General features: G+C 66.6%; 11 protein-coding genes. 9 read left to right on the forward strand and 2 right to left on the reverse strand.

The annotated features are described in order from the left end of the window. The first annotated feature begins 26 nt into the window (after positions 1 to 26). The 7 genes from J3P31_RS09300 (at position 27) to J3P31_RS09330 (ending at position 8046) form a co-directional block, all read left to right on the forward strand. Positions 27 to 1082: a glycosyltransferase family 61 protein gene (locus J3P31_RS09300; protein ID WP_210528161.1), complete on the forward strand. Its 1056-nt coding sequence runs from the start codon at positions 27 to 29 to the stop codon at positions 1080 to 1082. Between the two features lie 266 nt (positions 1083 to 1348). Beyond that, a complete protein-coding gene (locus tag J3P31_RS09305; RefSeq protein WP_246849409.1) occupies positions 1349 to 1792 on the forward strand; it encodes a serine O-acetyltransferase in 444 nt (147 codons plus the stop codon). Further along, positions 1789 to 3384 carry an AMP-binding protein gene (locus tag J3P31_RS09310; protein WP_210528163.1) on the forward strand — a complete coding sequence of 532 codons (1596 nt, stop codon included), beginning with the start codon at positions 1789 to 1791 and terminating at the stop codon, positions 3382 to 3384. Before J3P31_RS09305 ends, J3P31_RS09310 begins: the two co-directional genes overlap by 4 nt. Then, positions 3381 to 3617, forward strand: a complete 237-nt coding sequence (locus J3P31_RS09315; protein WP_210528164.1) for an acyl carrier protein — start codon at positions 3381 to 3383, stop codon at positions 3615 to 3617. Before J3P31_RS09310 ends, J3P31_RS09315 begins: the two co-directional genes overlap by 4 nt. 1 nt (position 3618) lies before the next feature. Beyond that, a complete protein-coding gene (locus J3P31_RS09320; protein ID WP_246849408.1) occupies positions 3619 to 4887 on the forward strand; it encodes a type III PLP-dependent enzyme domain-containing protein in 1269 nt (422 codons plus the stop codon). Between the two features lie 997 nt (positions 4888 to 5884). Further along, the gene (locus J3P31_RS09325; RefSeq protein WP_210528166.1) at positions 5885 to 6706 is read left to right on the forward strand and encodes a glycosyltransferase family 2 protein; all 822 of its coding nucleotides are present in this window, start codon (positions 5885 to 5887) and stop codon (positions 6704 to 6706) included. Continuing rightward, positions 6703 to 8046 carry an oligosaccharide flippase family protein gene (locus tag J3P31_RS09330; protein WP_210528167.1) on the forward strand — a complete coding sequence of 448 codons (1344 nt, stop codon included), beginning with the start codon at positions 6703 to 6705 and terminating at the stop codon, positions 8044 to 8046. The genes J3P31_RS09325 and J3P31_RS09330 overlap by 4 nt, the downstream gene beginning before the upstream one ends. Before the next feature lie 141 nt (positions 8047 to 8187). Here the strand turns inward: J3P31_RS09330 and J3P31_RS09335 are convergent, their stop codons facing one another. Continuing rightward, positions 8188 to 8940: an SDR family oxidoreductase gene (locus tag J3P31_RS09335; protein WP_210528168.1), complete on the reverse strand. Its 753-nt coding sequence runs from the start codon at positions 8938 to 8940 to the stop codon at positions 8188 to 8190. 1 nt (position 8941) lies between these two features. Beyond that, positions 8942 to 10489, reverse strand: a complete 1548-nt coding sequence (locus tag J3P31_RS09340; protein WP_210528169.1) for a GMC oxidoreductase — start codon at positions 10487 to 10489, stop codon at positions 8942 to 8944. A 1218-nt stretch (positions 10490 to 11707) separates the two neighbouring features. Between J3P31_RS09340 and J3P31_RS09345 the strand changes: the two genes are divergently transcribed. Beyond that, positions 11708 to 18082, forward strand: coding sequence for a type I polyketide synthase (locus tag J3P31_RS09345; RefSeq protein ID WP_210528170.1), 6375 nt, complete (start codon positions 11708 to 11710; stop codon positions 18080 to 18082). Between the two features lie 38 nt (positions 18083 to 18120). Beyond that, entirely contained in the window at positions 18121 to 19059 is a 939-nt protein-coding gene (locus J3P31_RS09350) for a glycosyltransferase family 2 protein (protein ID WP_210528355.1), read from the forward strand. Positions 19060 to 19069 lie beyond the last annotated feature (10 nt).

Raw genomic sequence — 19069 nt, forward strand, 5'->3', positions numbered from 1 at the left:
TCGGCCTGCCAAGATGGGAACGGAGCGTGATCCGATTTCGACCGGTGGCGGGGCTTATCCGCAAAGTCTACAGTGGCACGATCCCTGATCTGAGCATGCTGGCGCGGGATCAGTGGGACGCGGCGCCGGGCGGCGTCACTCATGTCCCCCCCGCCATCCACCTTCCGGGCCAGCTCGATCGGATCAGGGGCACGGAGTTTGCCTCCTTGACCGATGTCCTTGCGGTTTTCCGTGGCGGGTTCGATGTCGAACATCCGCCGACCAGGGCCTATCGGATCATGGACGTGGATCTGGTGGACGGGGTGCTGTTCGGGTCCGGCGCGCAGCGGCACCTTCGCCCCCGCAGCCTCCGGGTGCCCGTGTATCGGCCTCCTCGGGAGGCCATGTCCGCGGCAGTGTACGAAAGCTGGAACGGGAACCGCTGGTTCGGTGTCTGGCTCCACGAGGATTGTCTGACCTATCGGTTGGCCGAGGCGTCGGGCCTGCCCGTCGTCGCGACGATCCCGAAGAGCGAATGGTGGCACAGGCCAGCCTATGAGGCGCGGCTGGCCATCGCGCCGCGGTTCGTCGGAGACATGCACTTCGATGAGCTCGTCCTGTTCGACGACCTGTCGAACAACCTCGGCAAGGCGGAGCGGGCGCGCGATCTGAGGTCAAGGCTGGTCGGCCCGGGTCGGGAGCCATCCCTTCCAGGCGTCTACCTGATGCGCGGCACGGGAGGCGATCCCCGCGTCTTGGCCAACGAACGCGCTATCGCGGAGCGCTTCGCGCAGGAGCTCGGTTTCGAGATCCTGGACCCGTCCAACTCCACGCTCGATGAGATCGCGGCGGCCTGCGGTCGTGCCCGCGTCGTGGCCGGAGTCGAGGGCAGTCATCTCGTCCATGGAATCATGATGATGCCAGAAGCTGCAATTCTTCTGGTTATTCAACCTCCGGAACGGGTTTGTTCGATTCTGAAGTCCCTGACGGATAGACAGGCCCAAAAGTTTGCCTTTGTTGTTGCCGAAAGTGGGACAGACAGCTTTACTGCCAATTGGGAAGATATCAGACGAACGTACGACATGGCCGTGTCGGCCCAGTAGGGACCAGGCCGGAGCGTCCGATTGTCTGCCAACCGGGACAGTGCTGAGGGAGTGCTTTGTTTCTTCGTCGATCAAGGGTAACGAGCTTCGGTCCTTTTCTCGGAAGCGATCATGCGGAGCCTGGGGCTCCGGTCCGAAACGAATCGGCCTTCGAGGTCCTGCGAGGCGACTATGAACGGCATGGCCGCTCACTGGTCGAGCCGGCGTTCATTTCCCTCGTGGTTTATCGTTATGGGCGATGGGCGATCCATCGGAAGAGTCCGGCGATGCGCTGGCTCGCCAATAAATTGTATGGCCTGCTCAAGTTCTTCATCCTGAACGTGACCAAAGTCTGGATTCCACCGCAGGTGGTGATCGGAAAGGATTTCCATATCATTCATGCGGAGGGTTCGCTTTCCATTCACCCCGACGTCGTCATCGGCGACCGCGTCGGGGTCATGCACAACGTCACCATCGGCACCAACATGGGTCCCGGCGCGCCGGTGATCGGCAACGACGTGTTCATCGGCGTGAATTCGACCATTCTGGGGCGTGTCAAGATCGGCGATCGGGTCCGCATCGCGGCGAACACCGCCGTGACCCGCAACGTGCCGCCCGACTCGGTCGTGGTCGGCTCGCCCGCGCGCGTGTTTGCCCGGCTCGCCCCCCTGGGAGGTGGAACCCAGGGCGCGGCCCGCTCCGATGCCAACCAGCCCAAGTGTGCGTCATGATCAACTCGCCCAGCGTGTATCGCCTCCTGTCCGGCAATCTGCCGCAACGCGCCCACAAGGCGGCGCTGATCGACGCGGACAAGGGCCGTGCGGTGACCTATTCGGAACTGGCCCAAGAGGTGGACCGGGTCGCGGCCTATCTTGCCGGAGTAGGGATCGCCCCAGGCGACCGGGTCATCGTCCATGTCCGCAAGAGCATCGCCGAGGTGACCGCGATGCTGGGGGCGGCCAAGATCGGGGCGGTGGTCGTCAACGTCAACGTCCTGTGGACGCCCGAGCAACTGGCCTACGTGGCCGGCGATTGCGGCGCGAGAGCTCTTGTCATCGGACCGGAGGGGGTCAAGGCGCTGGCTGGGCGCCCCCTTCCGGAGTCGCTGGAGCGGGTGCTCGTGCTCGGCGCGTCGGGAGCGCCGCTGCCCGAGGGCTACGACGTCATCGAGGCCCAGAACTCGGGCCGCGACGTGGCCGAGGTTCCCGTCGCGTCCGACAGCCTGGCGATGATCATCTATACGTCCGGCTCCACCGGAATGCCCAAGGGTGTGATGCTCACCCACAGCAACATCTGGGTTGGAGCGGAGTCGGTCATCCAGTACCTGGGCCTGACCGGCGAGGATCGTCTGATCAGCGTGCTTCCCTACAGCTTTGACGCCGGACTGAACCAGTTGACGACCATGCTGATGGCTGGCGGCACGGTGGTGCATCAGCCGGTGGCGATCCCCTCGGAACTGGTCAGGACGGTTCGGGTGCATGAGGTGACCGGGTTTGCCGGGGTGCCGCCGCTCTGGAACCAGATCGTTCGCTATCTGGACGAGACCCGGATCCCGATGCCGTCCCTGCGACGGATCACCAACACCGGCGGCAAGCTGCCCCCGAACATCCTCGAACGGATGCCCATAGTCTTCCCGGAGGTGGACATCTACCTGATGTATGGTCTGACCGAGGCATTCCGGTCGACCTATCTCCGCCCCGACAGGTTCACCCGGAAGATGGGCTCCATCGGCCAAGCCATTCCGAACGCGCAGATCTTTGTCGTCAAGCATGGCATCGGCCTGGCCGGTCCGGGCGAGCAGGGGGAGCTGGTCCATGGCGGTCCCCTCGTGAGCCTCGGCTACTGGCAGAAGCCGGAACTGACCGCCCAGAAGATCCGGCCCTGCCCGGAACTGGCCGGGCTGATCGGGGACGCGCCTGTCGTGTTCAGCGGCGATCTGGTGCGGGTGGACGAGGACGGCGACCTTTGGTTCGTCGGGCGCATGGACGACATGATCAAGACCAACGGCTTCCGTCTCAGCCCGACCGAGGTGGAGGATCTGGTGGCTCGTAGCGGCCTGGCGTCCGACATCGTCGCCTATGGAGTGGATGACGACGATTTCGGTCAGGTTGTGCATGTCGCGCTGACCCCGCTCGGCGCCTACGAGGAGGCGGCCCTGATGGCGCACTGCCGCCGCGTGATGCCCCATTACATGGTCCCGCGTCGCTTCCACGTGTGGCCGGCCGCCATGCCCCGGACCTCCAGCGGCAAGCTGGACCGGCCTTATGTGATCTCCCGCTCCAAGGCGGGCCTTATCGATATTCTTCAGGAAGGTGTTTCATGAGCCTGACCAGCCACGACGTCATCGACTTTCTTCGCGATGCCCTGAACGTCGATGACCCCATCGACGTGGAAAGCGCGCTGTTTTCCAATGGGCTTCTGGACTCGGTCGCGATGCTCAACCTCATCGGCTTTGTCGAGGAGAAGGCGCGGATCGAGGTGCGCGCCGGCGACGTTACCCTCGAGAACTTCGACACTCCGCAGCGGATCGAGGCCTATGTCGAGACCCGGCGCTGACATGACGGGCCTGGATGGCCTGCTGGCCCGGGTGGCCGAAACCATCGGGACGCCGAGCTACGTCTATGTCACCGACGCGATCGAGAGGCGTCTCGCGGAGTTGCGCGCGCATCTGGGCCCTTGGTTCGCCTTCAGCTATGCGATGAAGTGCAACCCCAACCCGGAACTGCTTCGCTGGCTTTCGGGCAGGGTCGACCTTCTGGACGTGTCCTCGATCGGCGAGTTCAGATTGGCCCGGTCCGCCGGCTGGGCGGCACGGCTGGCGAGCTTCACCGGACCCGGCAAGCAGGACTTCGAGATCGATGAAGCCATCGCCTCCGAACTGGGAGAGCTCGTGGTCGAAAGCTACCGGGAGGCGCAGATTGCCGACCGGATGGCCCAGCGTCGCGGCCGCGTGCAGGACATCCTGATCCGTCTGTCCCCCGCCGTCGTGCCCAAGGGGTTCGGTGACCACATGGCCGGGCGGCCCAGCCCATTCGGGTTGGATGTCGAATCCTCATCCGATGATCTCCGCCGGATCGCATCGCTCCCGCGTCTGCGGATCGTCGGCCTGCACATCTACTCGGGCACCCAATCCCTGAAGCCGGATGCGATCTGCGACAATTATCGCATCTTCATCGAGTGCTTCCGCAGCACGTGCGAGTTGCTTGATCTCACGCCCGAAAAGCTGGTCTTCGGGTCGGGGCTCGGCATTCCCTACCATGCGGGCGACAGTGGCCTTGATCTTGCGGCCGTGGCCTTGGGGATTGGTGCCGATCTGGATGACCTCAAGAACGACCCTCGGTTCAGAGGGACCCAGCTGATCCTTGAGTTGGGCCGGTATCTGGTTGGGGAAGCGGGGTATTTCCTGACTCGCGTGGTATCGATCAAGGAGTCGCGCGGCACCCGGATCGGGGTTTGCGACGGTGGGATGAACAATCACCTTCCCGCCTCCGGTCATTTCGGAATGGTCATCCGCCGGAACTACCAGATGCACCGGGTGGGCGGTGGAGACGGCGAGGAGAAGATCGACCTGTCGGGGCCGCTTTGCACCTCGATCGACCGGCTCGCGACAGGGATCCTGCTGCCTCGCTTGGAGGAAGGTGACGTGGTCGCCGTCCATACCAGCGGCGCTTATGGCCTGACCGCGAGCCCAATCCACTTCATCAGTCACGCTGCTCCGCGCGAGGTGATGATCGAAGGTATGCAGATGCGCGATGTGACGCGTCAATGGTATCTGGGCGGCGGGGAGGCTGAACAACTGCTTCGGAAGGAGAACCCGGCTGCCTAGCCGGTGCCTGGGCCAACTTGGCAGGCTCAGAGGGCCGTGGAATGCAGGATGAGACCTGGACCTGACATCCGGAGTCCAGGGCAGGCTCGCGATGCTCTGGCCTGTTCCACCAGGTCCCGAACGGATCGAGCTTTGGAGTTCTCCCCACGCTCATCGGCAGGGTATCGTCTCAGGATGATGCCCAAACGGCCCTTGGGACGCTCCGTCAAGGTTTGATGTCGGATCCTGTACAAGTTCCCTTTCGTGCGCTGACTCGTGCGCGCGATTGTGGAGCCTACGCCCCTGCTGATCTGGTCGTGCGTTCCGGCATAAGACTTCCCGGGCTGCGGTCGAGGCCGTTCCGCGCCGCTGTCGACGATGTGGGTCCGACGCTGCGGCCCGACCGCCCGATTATGGACACCAGTGCCATGCAGGCGCGACGGCTGCGCAATCCGAGTTTCCGCGCGTGGTGCTCAGCGAGCTATCGAAACACCGCCGACCAGCAGGGGTCCTGATCCGCAACTTTGCGAAGCGGGTGATGATATTGTTCATCCATAGCGGGTCGCAGACAATCTGGAGCAGTAAGGCAGGCGGCGAATGACAATCAACTAAGCGGTGGCCATATACTTCTCGTCGTGAGATCCATAGAGTGCGGCGGGGCACCTAAAGTCAGAGGGCGAGATAAGCACTCAGTTATTGCAACTTCCGGTGGATTGGATGTCCTCAGGGTTGGATTGGGTCAAGTCGCACTCATATTTCGGCCTAGCTTGTCCAGGATCTACAACCCAAGATAGATTTGGTTGCCGGCCAAGTGCAATGCCATGGCAGATGTTCTCTTGCTTTCCGGATGCGCGAACAACCCTATGACGGAATGCATTGGGGCACTGAAACCGCGTGACAAGATGTCCGAAGTGCCTGAGCGCTTTGATATGATCCCATTGCGCTGCAAAGAATGGTTTGCTTTGCGGATGCGGACCGTTGAAGATAGGCAAGGCCACTGCTGATCGGTCGTATCTACATGTTGACGGTGATAATTCCTGCCTCGAATGAGGCTCGTGTCCTGCCGAACTGCCTGCGCGCGGTCCTGGCTTCGGAGGGCCTGACCACGGGGGCGGAGATCGTCGTGGTGTCCAACGGCTCCCGGGATGGGACGGCCGAGGTGGCCGCAACTTTCCAGGAGCAGGCCAGGGCCAGGGGATGGGACCTGACGGTTCTTGACCTCCCACAAGGTGGCAAACTCCGCGCTCTCAACGCCGGCGACCTTGCCGCGCGGGGCGATACAAGGGTCTATCTGGATGCGGACGTGACCGTATCGCCGCGTCTGCTGGCCAGCCTCGTGCGTGTCCTCGACCGGCCCGAGGCGGCCTACGCCGCCGGTCGCGTGACCATCCGTGCGCGGGGCACGATCTCTCGTGCTTACGCGCGTCTTTGGTCCCGCGTCCCCTTCATGACCAAGGGCGTGCCCGGCTGTGGCCTCTTCGCGGTGAATGCGCCCGGACGCGCCCGATGGGGCGATTGGCCAGCCATCATTGCGGACGACCTATACGCGCGCCTGCATTTCGCACCGTCCGAACGGCATCTGGTGCCCGAACCTTATGACTGGCCCATCGCTGAGGGACTTCACGCCCTGACGCGGGTCCGACGCCGCCAGGACCGTGGCACGGCCGAGATCGCGGAGCGGTTCCCCCGACTCCTGGCCAACGAAGACAAGCTGCCGATCACGTCGGCGGGCCTTCTGGGATTGATCCTTCGAGACCCCGTCGGGTTCGTGTTCTATGCCACGGTCGCCCTGGCGGTCCGAGCGTGGCCCGGAGATGGAAGCTGGAGCCGAGGACGATGACCGCAACCGCAGCTCCAACCCTGGGTCGCCGGGTTCTCCGATCATCGGCCATCACGGTCGTTGGTTTCGGCGCGACGCAAGTGATCCGCTTGGGGACCAACCTGATCCTGACCCGGCTCCTGTTTCCCGAAGCGTTCGGGATGATGGCCCTGGTCTCGGTGTTCCTGATGGCGATCGTCATGCTGTCGGATATCGGAACCGGCCCGGCCATCATGCAGTCCAGCCGGGGGGACGATCCCGTGTTCCTGGACACGGCCTGGACCATCCAGATCGTCCGGGGCGTCGTTCTCTGGCTGGTTGCGCTGGCGGCGACGCCAGGCTTGGCCTGGTTCTACGGCGAACCTGACCTGAACTCCTTCCTGCCCGTCGCGGCGCTCGCGCTGATCGTGATGGGCTTCTTTCCCACCCGGCTCGAGACGGCGAACCGACATCTTCAGGCGGGGCTCGTGACGCTTGTGGAGATCGGCTCGCAGGTCATCAGCGTCTGCGTCGCCATGGCACTGGCCTGGGCCTTTCAAAGCGTCTGGGCTCTGGTCATATCAGGCGTGGTGGCCAGCATCGCGCAGCTGATGCTCTTGCACCTGCTTCTGCCGGGCCACCGCAACCGGCTTGGATGGGAGCCTGCCGCGGCTGCAGAGCTCATTCACTTCGGCAAGTGGATACTGCTGGCGACGCTGTGCGGATTCGCAGTCGGCCAAGCGGACAAGGTCATCCTGGGGCGGCACCTCGATCTTGGACATTTCGGCCTTTACAACATCGCCTATTCGCTTGCGTCGCTCCCGGTCATGCTGGGCGCGGTGGTCATGCGACGCGTGCTGATCCCGGTCTATTGCAATTCCCCGCCCCTGGCCTCACCTGCCAATGCGGCGCGGGTGCGGCGGCTGCGCGAGGGGGCTCTGGTGGCGCTCCTGGGGCTGTCGGCGGTTCTGGCCTTTGGCGGTGGGGCGCTCGTACGGCTCCTTTATGACGCGCGCTATCAGGAAGCCGCGGGCATCGTCGTGCTGATCGCCGCCACGCAGACGCCAGCCCTGGTGATCCTGACCTGCGATCATGCCGCCTTGGCGATGGGTGACTCCCGGCGCTACTTCGTGCTTACCCTGGTTCGAGCGGTGCTGGTCACGGCGGGCCTCGGAATTGGCCTGCATCTGGGTGGGCTCGTGGGTGCGGTTGTGGGCCAAGGCGTGGCGCAGATCGTGACCTACCCGGCGCTGGCTTGGCTCGTCCGCCCGCACGGCGCCTGGGATCCCGCGGTGGACGCCCGCTTCATGGTGGCCGCCGCGCTTCTGGCGGCTCTTGCGCTCTGGACCAATCAGATCGACCTCGCGCTCATTCCGCACTAAGGCCAGGGCGCGTGGACGCTGGTCCCCTTGCGGTCCGCCGACAGGGGGAGACCCGGGTTGAGACGGAGTCGGCATGGCGGCCAGGCTCCATGCGGACCCGTAACCTGATCGAACGCCAGTTGCCGGATCACAGGTCTTGCCTCAGGTGATCACGCGTCCGATCCGCTGCCGTCCCAGGAGGCGCAGGACGATCCGGCGTCGGAGCGGAACCTGCCGCACCATCTCGCGATGGCCGTTCCATAGGCTGCCTGTCAGCGAGGGGTCCCGCATCAACGCGAGCTTTGCGCCCCAGCGGGCCATCTGCGCCGCATCCATGCCTTCGGACCCATCGATCCTGGGGGTCGGGTCGCCGGGAACCCAATGGTTGACCACGATCCTGGGAAAGCGGCTGGCCAAATCAGCCACCACCGTCCGGGAAAAGATCCGCACCGCCCCCGTTGCGACAGCAAGCGCGGACGATGCCGGAACGGGGTCAAGATCCGCCAGGCTGCCGATGTGCATGATCCGGCCTTCGCCGCGCTCGACCATGTCGACCAGCGCTTCGTGCGTGCAGGCCATCACGCCCCCAAGTTGCGCCACGACGGTCGCCGTGAAACTCTCGGCGGTTTCATCAAGGATGTCGCGGCGGGGGGCTTCGACCGGGCTGGTGATCAGGATCTCCGCAGGCCCCACCTGCCTCCGCAACTCCGAGAACGCGTGGCGGGTCTCGGCCGGGTCGGCGATGTCGCAGGCGATGCCCAGAAAGAGCTCGCCCGCGCGGGCGGCTGTGGCGTCCAGGTCCGGCTGACGCCGCCCCAATCCGACCACCCGGCGCCCCATGGCGCAGAGTTCGATCGCGATCGCCCTGCCGAGCGCGCCGTCCGCTCCAGTCACGACGGCGGGTCCCGTGGTCATGTCACGACGCCTTGCCCGCTATGATCGAGCCGACGCGGAGCGCATTGGCCGCAAGAGTCAGGCTGGGATTGACCCCCATGGAGGTTGGAAAGACGCTCGTGTCGGCAATCCAAAGGTTCTCCAGTCCATGCACGCGGCAGGTCGGGTCCACCACGGACGTGGCCGGGTCCCGTCCCATCCGGGCGGTCCCGCAGGAGTGACCCCAGTTGGGTTCCGCGGCGTGGTTGAGGAACAGCGGGTGAAGATTGCGGAACGCCTGGCGGATGCCCCGTCGGAACAGACGTCGCCGGGCCTGCAACTCCTCGGGAATGTGGTAACGGCAGATGATTTGGCCCGGCCGGCCTGGGTCCACCACGATGCGGTTCGCCGGATCGGGGTGATCCTCCAGGAGGCCGACGAACAGCTTCGCTGTGCCCAGGACCCGCGAGGCCGCCTTGGCTGGCACCCGCGCCCATTCCCGGGCGAGCCGCGTGCGGCCCAGGGCGTGACGGGACATCCTTTGACGAAACGCGTGCAGGATCTCGGGCTCCCGCGCATCGACGCCAAGGCTCTGCACCATGCCCAGGCGGTGTCCGTCCCGGATCATCAAGTCGCGCAGCGCCACGGCCCGGGATGGTCCTTCGGCACCGGTCGCGTCGCCCCGCCTGGGCCAGACGGCGAACATCTCGTTCAGGTGCACCATGAGGTTGCGTCCCACCAGGTCACCCCCGTTGCCGCAGCCTTGGGGCCAAGCCTCGGACGCCGACGCGATGAGCAGGCGTGGGGTCGAAAGGGCGCCGGCGGCAAGGATGATCCGGGGGGCCGTCAGGCGCCGCACCTCGCCGCCATGGAGCACCTCGACGGCGCTGATGCGCGTTGGCCCCCCGACGAGCCTGAGCACCTCGCACTCCTCGAGGAGCGCGGCCCGTCCTGTGGCGAGCGCCGGTTCCACACCGGCTGACCGGCCATCCATCTTGCAGGTCCGGGGGCACTTGCGACCCAGGCACTCCGCACATCCCGGAACGTACCTGAGCGCGACGTGAAGGCGGTAGGGATGCTGGCCGTTCCGCCGCAACTGTCCCATGATCGCCGCGTCGGCGGCGGTCGAGGGCGGTGCCGCCTGAAGGTTGGGGCAGGGAACGTCCGACAGCGGATCGGGCTCTCCCCTTACATGAAGGATGCGTTCGGCCTGATCGTACCAGGGGCCCATCTCCTCGTAGGACACGGGCCAGCCATCATCGAGATCGTGACGCTCGGGGCGCTCGAGGGTGGCCGCGAAGAAGACCGAAGAGCCGCCGACTCCACATCCCAGGGGAGCATACATGCTTCGGGGTCCGCCGCCGTCGTCGATCTCGATCGGGTCGGGCCAGGCACCGAACATCAGGCGTGCCACCGGGTCCTCCGAGGTCAGATCGAGGCCCGTCTCTTCCCTGCGCCAGCCCGACCGCCCCTTTTCAAGGAAGAGCACCGACAGGCCCCGCTCGGTCAGGGTGCGCCCCAGGACGCCGCCTCCCATGCCTGCGCCGACGACGATGGCGTCGAAGCGGTGGTCGAGGATGCCGCCGCTCATGATCGGATCCCCGGCCCCAAGGGCCTCATGCAACAAGAGGTGCTCATTTGAACCGTCACCAATGCGAACACGAACTGGGCCTTCAGGATCGTGACTCCTGAAGCGGCCCACTGAATGACCAGTCCCGGGATGGTGCCCGCACACGGATCATGGGATTGACGTCGAAGCCGAGCACCTTTCCACGGTTGATGCAGACAGCGAAGCCGTCGTTCGGGCCGCGCACTGGCCGAATGAGACGGAGAACATGACTTTGCGTCAAGGCATTGTCGGGGCCTAAACGGGCGCGGGCTGGATAATGGTTCGTTTCGCTCGCTTCCAGGTGGATTACAGAAGGTGAATCCGCATGGTGCGACAGGGCCAAGGCACCGGACGTTCGTTTCCTGTGCTCGGAGTGACATCCCGGGTCACCTTACGGAACGACTGATTCGCAGCCGCCCTTCTGCGGGGACCGGCCCGGCCGTGCCCGCGAATCAGCACTGCCGGAGAGGACTGGAATTGCAGCGATTGACGTGCGACCGGGGTAGGGACGTCTCTGGTCATCGGGACCGACTGGCGATCTGGGCGATGACCACCGACCCGTTCGGAGTGGCGCGGTGCCGAGATCAAGCGAACGGCAGCGTTCCGCCCCTGTCCATGGCGTCCCATTGGGTCGGCTACGCGGGAGGGGCTCGTTCATCCTGAGACGCAACCCTGTCCGGTGGGGTGGGGCAGGTCGGCCTAATGCGACGGTCTTCCCGAGAGCCGCTCATTCATTCCATTTCCATCCACTTATCGACTTGGAGTTGAAACGACCTGACATGGCAGTGCTTCGCCGAGTCGGACGACAGCCAGCCGCCAACCCGCACAATTACTTGGTTTGTCAATTTGTGGATGTGCAATGTTCATCCGCGAGTTGTGCTTTGCAGATTTGACGGCTGGCGAATGCAGGACCCGCAGGATGTTTGCGCAAGTGGTGTTCTCGATGTCGTCGCTTCTTGGGCCGATGACGTGATGCGGCCCCTGATCGACCTGTTCGTGCGGAAAGCCAACAACCCTAAGTGGTTAAGCAGTTTGCAGCGATGCCGGGCGGCCGGGACCCGTTGTGATTTGGCCAGCCCCGCGCCCATTCCACAATAATCCCCGAGGACGAAGGAAATAGTAGCGCATCGACAACAATCGCTGTCATACTGCACAGGCAGCATCGCTCGCGGACCTGATTGGGGAAACAGGGGAACCGTTATGCAATTTGACAAGGTTTCGCCGCTCGACGTGGCGGATACCGATATCGCCATTATCGGGCTCGGGCTCCATGTGCCCGGAGCCAGCAGCCCGGAGGAATTTTGGCAGAACCTTCGGTCAGGGCGTCGATCGATCCGTCGCCTCACCCGCGAGGAGTTGCTGGCCTCGGGGGAGGCCGCTCATCTGGTGGATCGGCCCGATTACGTGCCGTTCGCCGCCGACCTGCCCGGCTTCGCCGACTTCGACGCCGAGTTCTGGGGCCTGTCGCCCAAGGACGCCGGCATCATGGACCCCCAGCATCGGCAGTTCCTCGAGGTGGCGTGGGAGGCGCTCGAGAATGCGGGTCACATGCCGGAAAGCTTCAAGGGCCGGATCGGGGTCTTCGCGGGCTGCGGGCAGGGCACCTACTATCACCAGAACATCCTGACGAACCAGGATCTGGTGGACGGGACGGGCCTCTTCCTTCTTCGCCACACCGGCAACGACAAGGATTTTCTTGCCACGCGCCTGAGCCACATCCTCGACCTTCGCGGGCCGAGCGTGAACCTTCAGACGGCCTGCTCGACCTCGCTGGTGGCCACGCATTTCGCCTGCCAGGCGCTGCTGTCGGGCGAATGCGACATGGCCCTCGCCGGAGGCGTGACGATCGAGCTGCCCCATGCGCGCGGCTACCTTTACCGGGAGGGCGAGATCCTGTCCCCCGATGGCGAATGCCATGCCTTCGATCACCGGGCGGCGGGAACGGTCTTCGGGTCCGGCGCCGGGGTGGCCGTGCTTCGGCGGCTGTCGGACGCGATCGCGGACGGCGACGAGATCTGGGCCGTGATCAAGGGCAGCGCCGTCAACAACGACGGGGCGGCCAAGGCCGGCTATCTTGCTCCCTCGGTCGACGGCCAGGCCGCGGCCATCGCGGAAGCGCAGGCCGTCGCGGAGGTCAAGGCCGACAGCATCGGCTACATCGAATGCCATGGCACCGGCACCTATCTGGGCGATCCGATCGAGGTGGCCGCCCTGACCGAAGCCTTCCGCAGGACCACCGACCAGACGGGGTTCTGCCGCATCGGCTCGGTCAAGACCAACATCGGGCACCTCGACACGGCTGCGGGTGTCGCAAGCCTCGCCAAGACGGCGCTCGCGCTGCACCACGGGGAGATTCCGCCCTCGCTCGGCTATGAGGCGCCGAACCCGGCCATCCCCTTCGAGAGCAGCCCGTTCCGCGTCGCCGACAGGCTGGAGAACTGGCCCCTGAACGGTCCGCGCCGCGCGGCTGTGAACTCGCTGGGCGTGGGCGGCACGAACGCCCATGCGATCCTCGGGGAGCCGCCGGTCCGTGGCGCCTCCGAGGAACCGATGTTCCCGTTCCAGCTGATCACGCTGTCCGCACGCAGCAAGTCCGCGCTGGATGACGCCTCCCGCCGCCTTGCCGCCCATCTGCGGGCGCATCCCGAGCAGCCGCTGGCCGACGTGGCCTGGACCCTGAAGGAGGGCCGCCGGGCCTTCGACCGGCGCCGCGTACTGGTCGCCGCCACGCACGAGGATGCCGCCGCGATGCTCGAAGCCGGCGACCCGCGGCGCGTCTTCTCGCATCAGGTGGTGGGGGCGGACCCGGATATCGTCTTCATGTTCCCCGGCGGCGGAGCCCAATATGCCGGGATGGCGCGGGACCTTTATGAGACCGAGCCCGTCTTCCGCGATTGGATGGACAAGGGGCTCAGCGTCCTGACGCCCAAGCTCGACTACGACCCGCGCGAGGTCTGGCTGCCCTCGCCCGACCGCGAGGCCTGGGCGTCGGAGCGGCTCCTGACGCCGTCCGTCCAGCTCCCGCTCATCATGATCGTCGAATACGCCCTGGCGCAGCTCTGGATGAGCTGGGGCGTGCAGCCTGCCGCCCTGATCGGCCATTCCATGGGCGAGAACACGGCGGCCTGCCTGGCCGGCGTCATGTCCTTCGAGGACTGCATCGGACTCGTCCATCTGCGTGGCCAGCTGTTCGATACGGTGCCGTCGGGCGGAATGTTGTCGGTGAGCCTCGCGGCAGCCGAACTGCGGCCTTACCTCGAGGAGTTCGGGCTCGATCTGGCTGGGCAGAATGCGCCCCGGCTTTCAGTGGCGTCGGGACGGGCCGACTCCCTGGATGCGCTGGCGCGCCGACTCGAGGCCGATGGGATCGAAGCCCAACGCATCCCGATCGCCATCGCCGCCCATAGCCGGATGCTGGACGGCATCCTGGGGCGTTTCGGCGACTACCTGCGTTCGATCTCTCTGCGGGCGCCCCGGATCCCGATGGTGTCGAACCGCACCGGGGCAATGCTGACCGCCGAACAGGCCACCGATCCCGATTACTGGGTCGGCCACCTGCGCAACAGCGTGCTGTTCGCCGAGGGGCTTTCGACCCTCGCGGCCCAGCGGTCCGCGCGGATCTACATCGAGGTCGGTCCGGGCAAGGCCCTGGCCTCGCTGGCCGGGCAGCATGGCACCGTCACGCCGAACCAGGTGCTCGGATCCCTTCGCCACCAGAACGACACGGTGGCGGACGACGCCTATTTCCAGGCAATGCTGGGGCGGGTCTGGGCGGCGGGCGGTCGCTTCGACTGGGACCAGATCTGGGGCGGGGCACGGCGCAACCGGGTTCGCCTTCCCACCTATGCATTCCAGCGGAGCGAATACTTCATCCACCCGGGCGTCGTCTCCATGTCCGAGGCGCCCGGCCTGCCGCAGCGGGTCGAGGACGTTTCGGAATGGGGGTGGGTCGATGGCTGGACCCCCAGGTACGCCGCATGCGACCTGGATGTCACGACGGACCTGGACCAGGCCCCGCGCGAGACCTGGCTCGTCTTTGCCGACGAACTGGGGCTCGGCTCGGATCTGGCGGCGCGCCTGCGCAAGGCTGGTCATCCGGTCACGGTCGTCCGGCCCGGCGACAGCTTTGCCCGATTGGCCGAAGGGGAGTACCTTCTTCCGCCCGAGCAAGGTCGCGAGTCCTACGATCGCCTTCTGCAGGACCTTTCCTCGCAGGGGCGGCATCCGACCCGGGTCCTGCATCTGTGGCTCATCACCAAGGGAGAGCATTTCCGCCCCGGGTCCAGCTTCTTCCATCGCACGCAGGAGCAGGGCTTCTGGTCGCTGCTGTTCCTGGCCCAGGCCTGGGGCGAGGAAGCGTCCGGCGCTCCGCTCCACCTCCTGACGGTCACCTCGGAGACGATGCAGGTCCGGGCCGAAGGTCTGGCCCATCCCGCCAAGGCGACGGTTCTCGGACCCGTGCAGGTCATCCCGCGGGAGTTCACGGGCGCAACCTCGGCGCTGCTGGACATCGACCTCGCGATGCCGCGCGACAGCCTGGTCGCCGCCCTGCTGGAGGAGGCTCTGGCTTCTCCGACGAGCCGGATCGCCGCGCTCCGCAAGGGCCGCCGCCTGGAACGCAGCTATCGTCCTGCCCCGCTTCCCGCCGCCGAGCCTGTGCTCAGGGCGGGAGGTCCGGTGCTCATCACCGGCGGCTTCGGCGGGATCGGCCTGACCCTGGCGCAGGAGCTGGTGCGGCGCGCCACGGCCCCGATCGTGCTGGTGGCGCGCACGCCGCTCCCTGCCCGCGAGGAGTGGGATGCCATCCTCCGCCGCGAGGGCGGAGCGACCGCGGCCCGCATCCGCGCCGTGCGATCGCTCGAGGCCGCGGGCGGCACGGTGCTGACGCTTTCGGCCGATGTCGCCAACCTCGAGGAGATGCGCGAGGCCAAGATCGCGGCCGAGGCGGCCTTCGGTCCGCTGAGCGGCGTGATCCATGCCGCTGGCGTGGTGGACGACGCGCCGATCCTCGGGAAATCTCCCCTCGCCGTCGAGGATGTCTTTGCGCCCAAGGTGCATGGGACGCAGGTGCTCGACGCCTTGTTCCCGGACGGGATGCTGGACTGGCTGCTCCTGTGCTCCTCGACGTCGACGGCAACCGCGCCGGCGGGGCAGGTCGACTATGTGGCGGCCAACGCCTACCTCAACGCGTTCGCCCGGTCGCGGGCCGGCGGGCGCACCAGGGTCATGGCCTTGGACTGGGGGGTCTGGAACGGCGTCGGCATGGCGGCCGAAGCCATGGCCGCCCGCACCGGGCGGACGGAGGCCGAGCCCGAACCCGTGGACCTGCCGCTGCTGGACGCGATGGGCTTCGACTCGGAGGGATGCCGCCTCTTCACGGCGCGGTGGCTCCCGCGCTCGACCTGGGTACTGGATGAGCACCGGACCAAGGCCGGGGATGCGCTCCTGCCCGGGACCGGGGTGATCGAACTGATCGCCGAGGCGATGCAGGGGCAGGGCGAGGACGGGGCCTACGAGATCCGCGACCTCGCCTTCCTGCGCCCCCTCCGGGCTCCGGACAGCGGAGTCGATGTCAGGCTGACCCTGCGCCGCAACGCGAGCGGCTATGACATGCGGCTGGAAAGCGCCTCCGGTCGGGAGGCGTTCGAGCTCAACGCCGAAGCTCGGATCGAGGTGCTGGGCATCACGGCGCCGGCGAAGATCGATCTGCCGCTCATCCGGGGGCGGCTCGGCGATCGGGATGCGCTCCTGGCGCCTGCGGCAGGGGGAACGCTGGCTTCCCCGCAGGAGCGGCACCTGGCCTTCGGTCCCCGCTGGCGCGTCCTGCGGGACGGCAAGCTCGGAGCCGAGGAGGGCCTTGCGCGCCTGAGCCTCCCGCCGATGGGATCGGAAGGGATGCCGCTCCATCCGGGGCTTCTGGATCTGGCGACGGGCTGGGCCATGGCCCTGATCCCGGGCTATGCGCCCACCAACCTTTGGGCTCCGTTGTCCTATGCCTCCGTCCGGGTGTTCGCGCCTCTTCCGGCCGAGGTCCTGAGCCATGTGCGGCTCGTCTCCGGCGGCTCCGAGGTGGCGAGCTTCGACGTCACCCTGGCTGCCCACGACGGGACGGTTTGCGTGGAGGTCGAAGGGTTCACCATGCGCCGTCTCGAGGCCGGTCCCGGTTTCGCCGCGCCCAGCCCTTCCGTTCGTCGCGACACGCCACGTCCGCTGTCGCCGGCCGAGGAACGGCTCGCCCATGCCATCCGGCAGGGCATCCGGGCCGAGGAGGGGGCCCAGGCCTTCGCCCGGGTGCTTGCTCTTGGGCGGTCCGAGATCATCGTGTCGTCCATGCCCTTGCCAGATCTGATCGCGCAGGCCGGGGCCGCGGAGGTGACCGCCCCCGCGCGCGGCTTCGAGCGTCCCGCCAGCGCAGGCGACTTCATCGCGCCCGAGGGCGAGATCGAGACCCGCCTCGCCGCCTTCTGGGCGGATCTCCTGGGGGTGTCGCAGGTCGGGGCAGAGGATTCGTTCTTCGACCTCGGTGGCCATTCCCTCATCGCCGTCCGGCTGTTCGCGCAGATCAAGAAGACCTTTGGCGTCGATTTCCCGATCTCGGTCCTGTTCGAGGCGCCAACGATCCGCGCCTGCGCCCGGCTCATTGCCGAAAAGGGCGGGGTCGCTCAGAGCGGAGGCCCGGGGGCACCCGCGGCTCCGGCCCGGCCGGCGCGGCGCTTCACGCATCTGGTCCCGATGCACCAAGGCGAAGGGGGCCCGAAGACGCCGTTCTTCCTCGTGGCCGGGATGTTCGGCAACGTGCTGAACCTGCGGCACCTGGCTCAGCTGATCGGACAGGATCGGCCATTCTATGGCCTTCAGGCCCGCGGCCTTGTCGGAGGGGAGCCGCCTCACACCTCGCTGGTCGAGGCTGCGCGCGACTGCCTCGCCGAGATGCGGCAGGTTCAGCGGGAAGGACCCTGGATGGTGGGGGGGTTCTCCGGGGGCGGGATCACGGCGTTCGAGATCGCCCAGCAGCTGCGCGCAGCGGGCGAGGAGGTGGCCGCGGTCGTCCTTCTCGACACCCCCCTGCCGCAGCGGCGACCGCTGACGCAGCGGGACCGCGCCATGATCCAATGGCTCGAGATCAGGTCGCGCGGCCTTGCCTACCCGGTCCAGTGGGCGGCACGGCGCGCGGCCTGGGAACTGGCGAAGCTGCGCGGCAAGCAGATCGAGGCCCCGCCGCAGCCGGGCTTTCACAACGACGTCATCGAAGCCGCCTTCTACGAGGCCATCGCCGCGTACAAGATGGCGGATTGGGATGGACCGCTCACGCTGTTCCGCCCGCCGATGCGCGGCAAGTGGGAAGTGGCGCCGGGGCGGTGGATCTCCTCCGAACGGGCTTACGTGCTCCATGACAACGACTGGGGTCCCTGGGCTCCGCGTCTGCAGGTCGTCGAGGTTCCCGGCGATCACGACTCCATGGTGCTCGAGCCCAACGTCCGGGTGCTGGCCGCCCGGGTCCGACGGGTGATCGAGGCCGCCGAACGGAACGCCGTGCGGCCCATGTCCTGGCCGGTTCGGGAGGCCGCCGAGTGAAGGTCCTGACCGTCATCCTGAATTGGCGCACCCCGGCCATGACGCTGGAGTCCGCCGAGGCCGCAGTCCGCGAGATGCAGGGCATCGAGGGCGCCATCAACATCGTGGACAACGACTCGGGCGACGGCTCCGAGGCGCTGATCTGCGAGGGCGTGGCCGCCCGGGGCTGGACGTCGGACCGGGTGCGCGTGCTCCAATCCGGCCGGAACGGCGGATACGGCGCGGGCAACAACTTCGGCATCCGCGCTGGACTGCCGGATGGGACCGCGCCGGACCTCGTCTACATCCTCAACTCCGACGCCTTCCCGGACGCCGGGGCGATCCGTGCCCTGATCGACTACCTGGAGCGCACGCCCCGGGCCGGGCTCGCCGGAAGCTACATCCATGGGCCTGACGGCGACCCGCACCTGACCACCTTCCGCTTTCCTTCGGTCGCGAGCGAGTTCGAAGGCGCGGCGAGGTTCGGCCCGATCAGCCGCCTCCTCGCGCACCGCGTCGTGCCTGTCGCCCTGCCGCAGAACTCCGGGCCCGTGGATTGGCTGGCTGGGGCCAGCATGATGGTGCGGCAGTCCGTCCTGGACCGGATCGGCCTCTTCGATGAGACGTTCTTCCTTTACTTCGAGGAGACGGACCTGTGCCTTCGGGCCGCCCGCGCCGGGTTCGAGACGCACTATGTCCCGGAGAGTTCCGTCCTTCACCTGGGCTCTGTGTCCACGGGCATGAAGACGTGGTCCCGGGTCCCGGACTACTGGTACGATTCCCGACTTCATTACTTCCGAAAGAACCACGGAGCCGCCGTCGCGGGCGCCGCCACCCTGGCCCATCTCGCGGGCGGGTTGGTTCATCGGGCCCGCATGGGCCTCACGGGCCGACGGGCGGTCGATCCCCCCGGCTACCTGCGACGGCTTCTGTCGCATGACATGAGAGCGATGACGGGCCCCTCGGCCCGTCGGCAAGAACTGTTTGGTGCCGAATGAACGGAGTTTT

Source organism: Rubellimicrobium arenae (genome assembly GCF_017916275.1).
In the GTDB taxonomy this organism is placed as follows: Bacteria; Pseudomonadota; Alphaproteobacteria; order Rhodobacterales; family Rhodobacteraceae; genus Rubellimicrobium; species Rubellimicrobium arenae.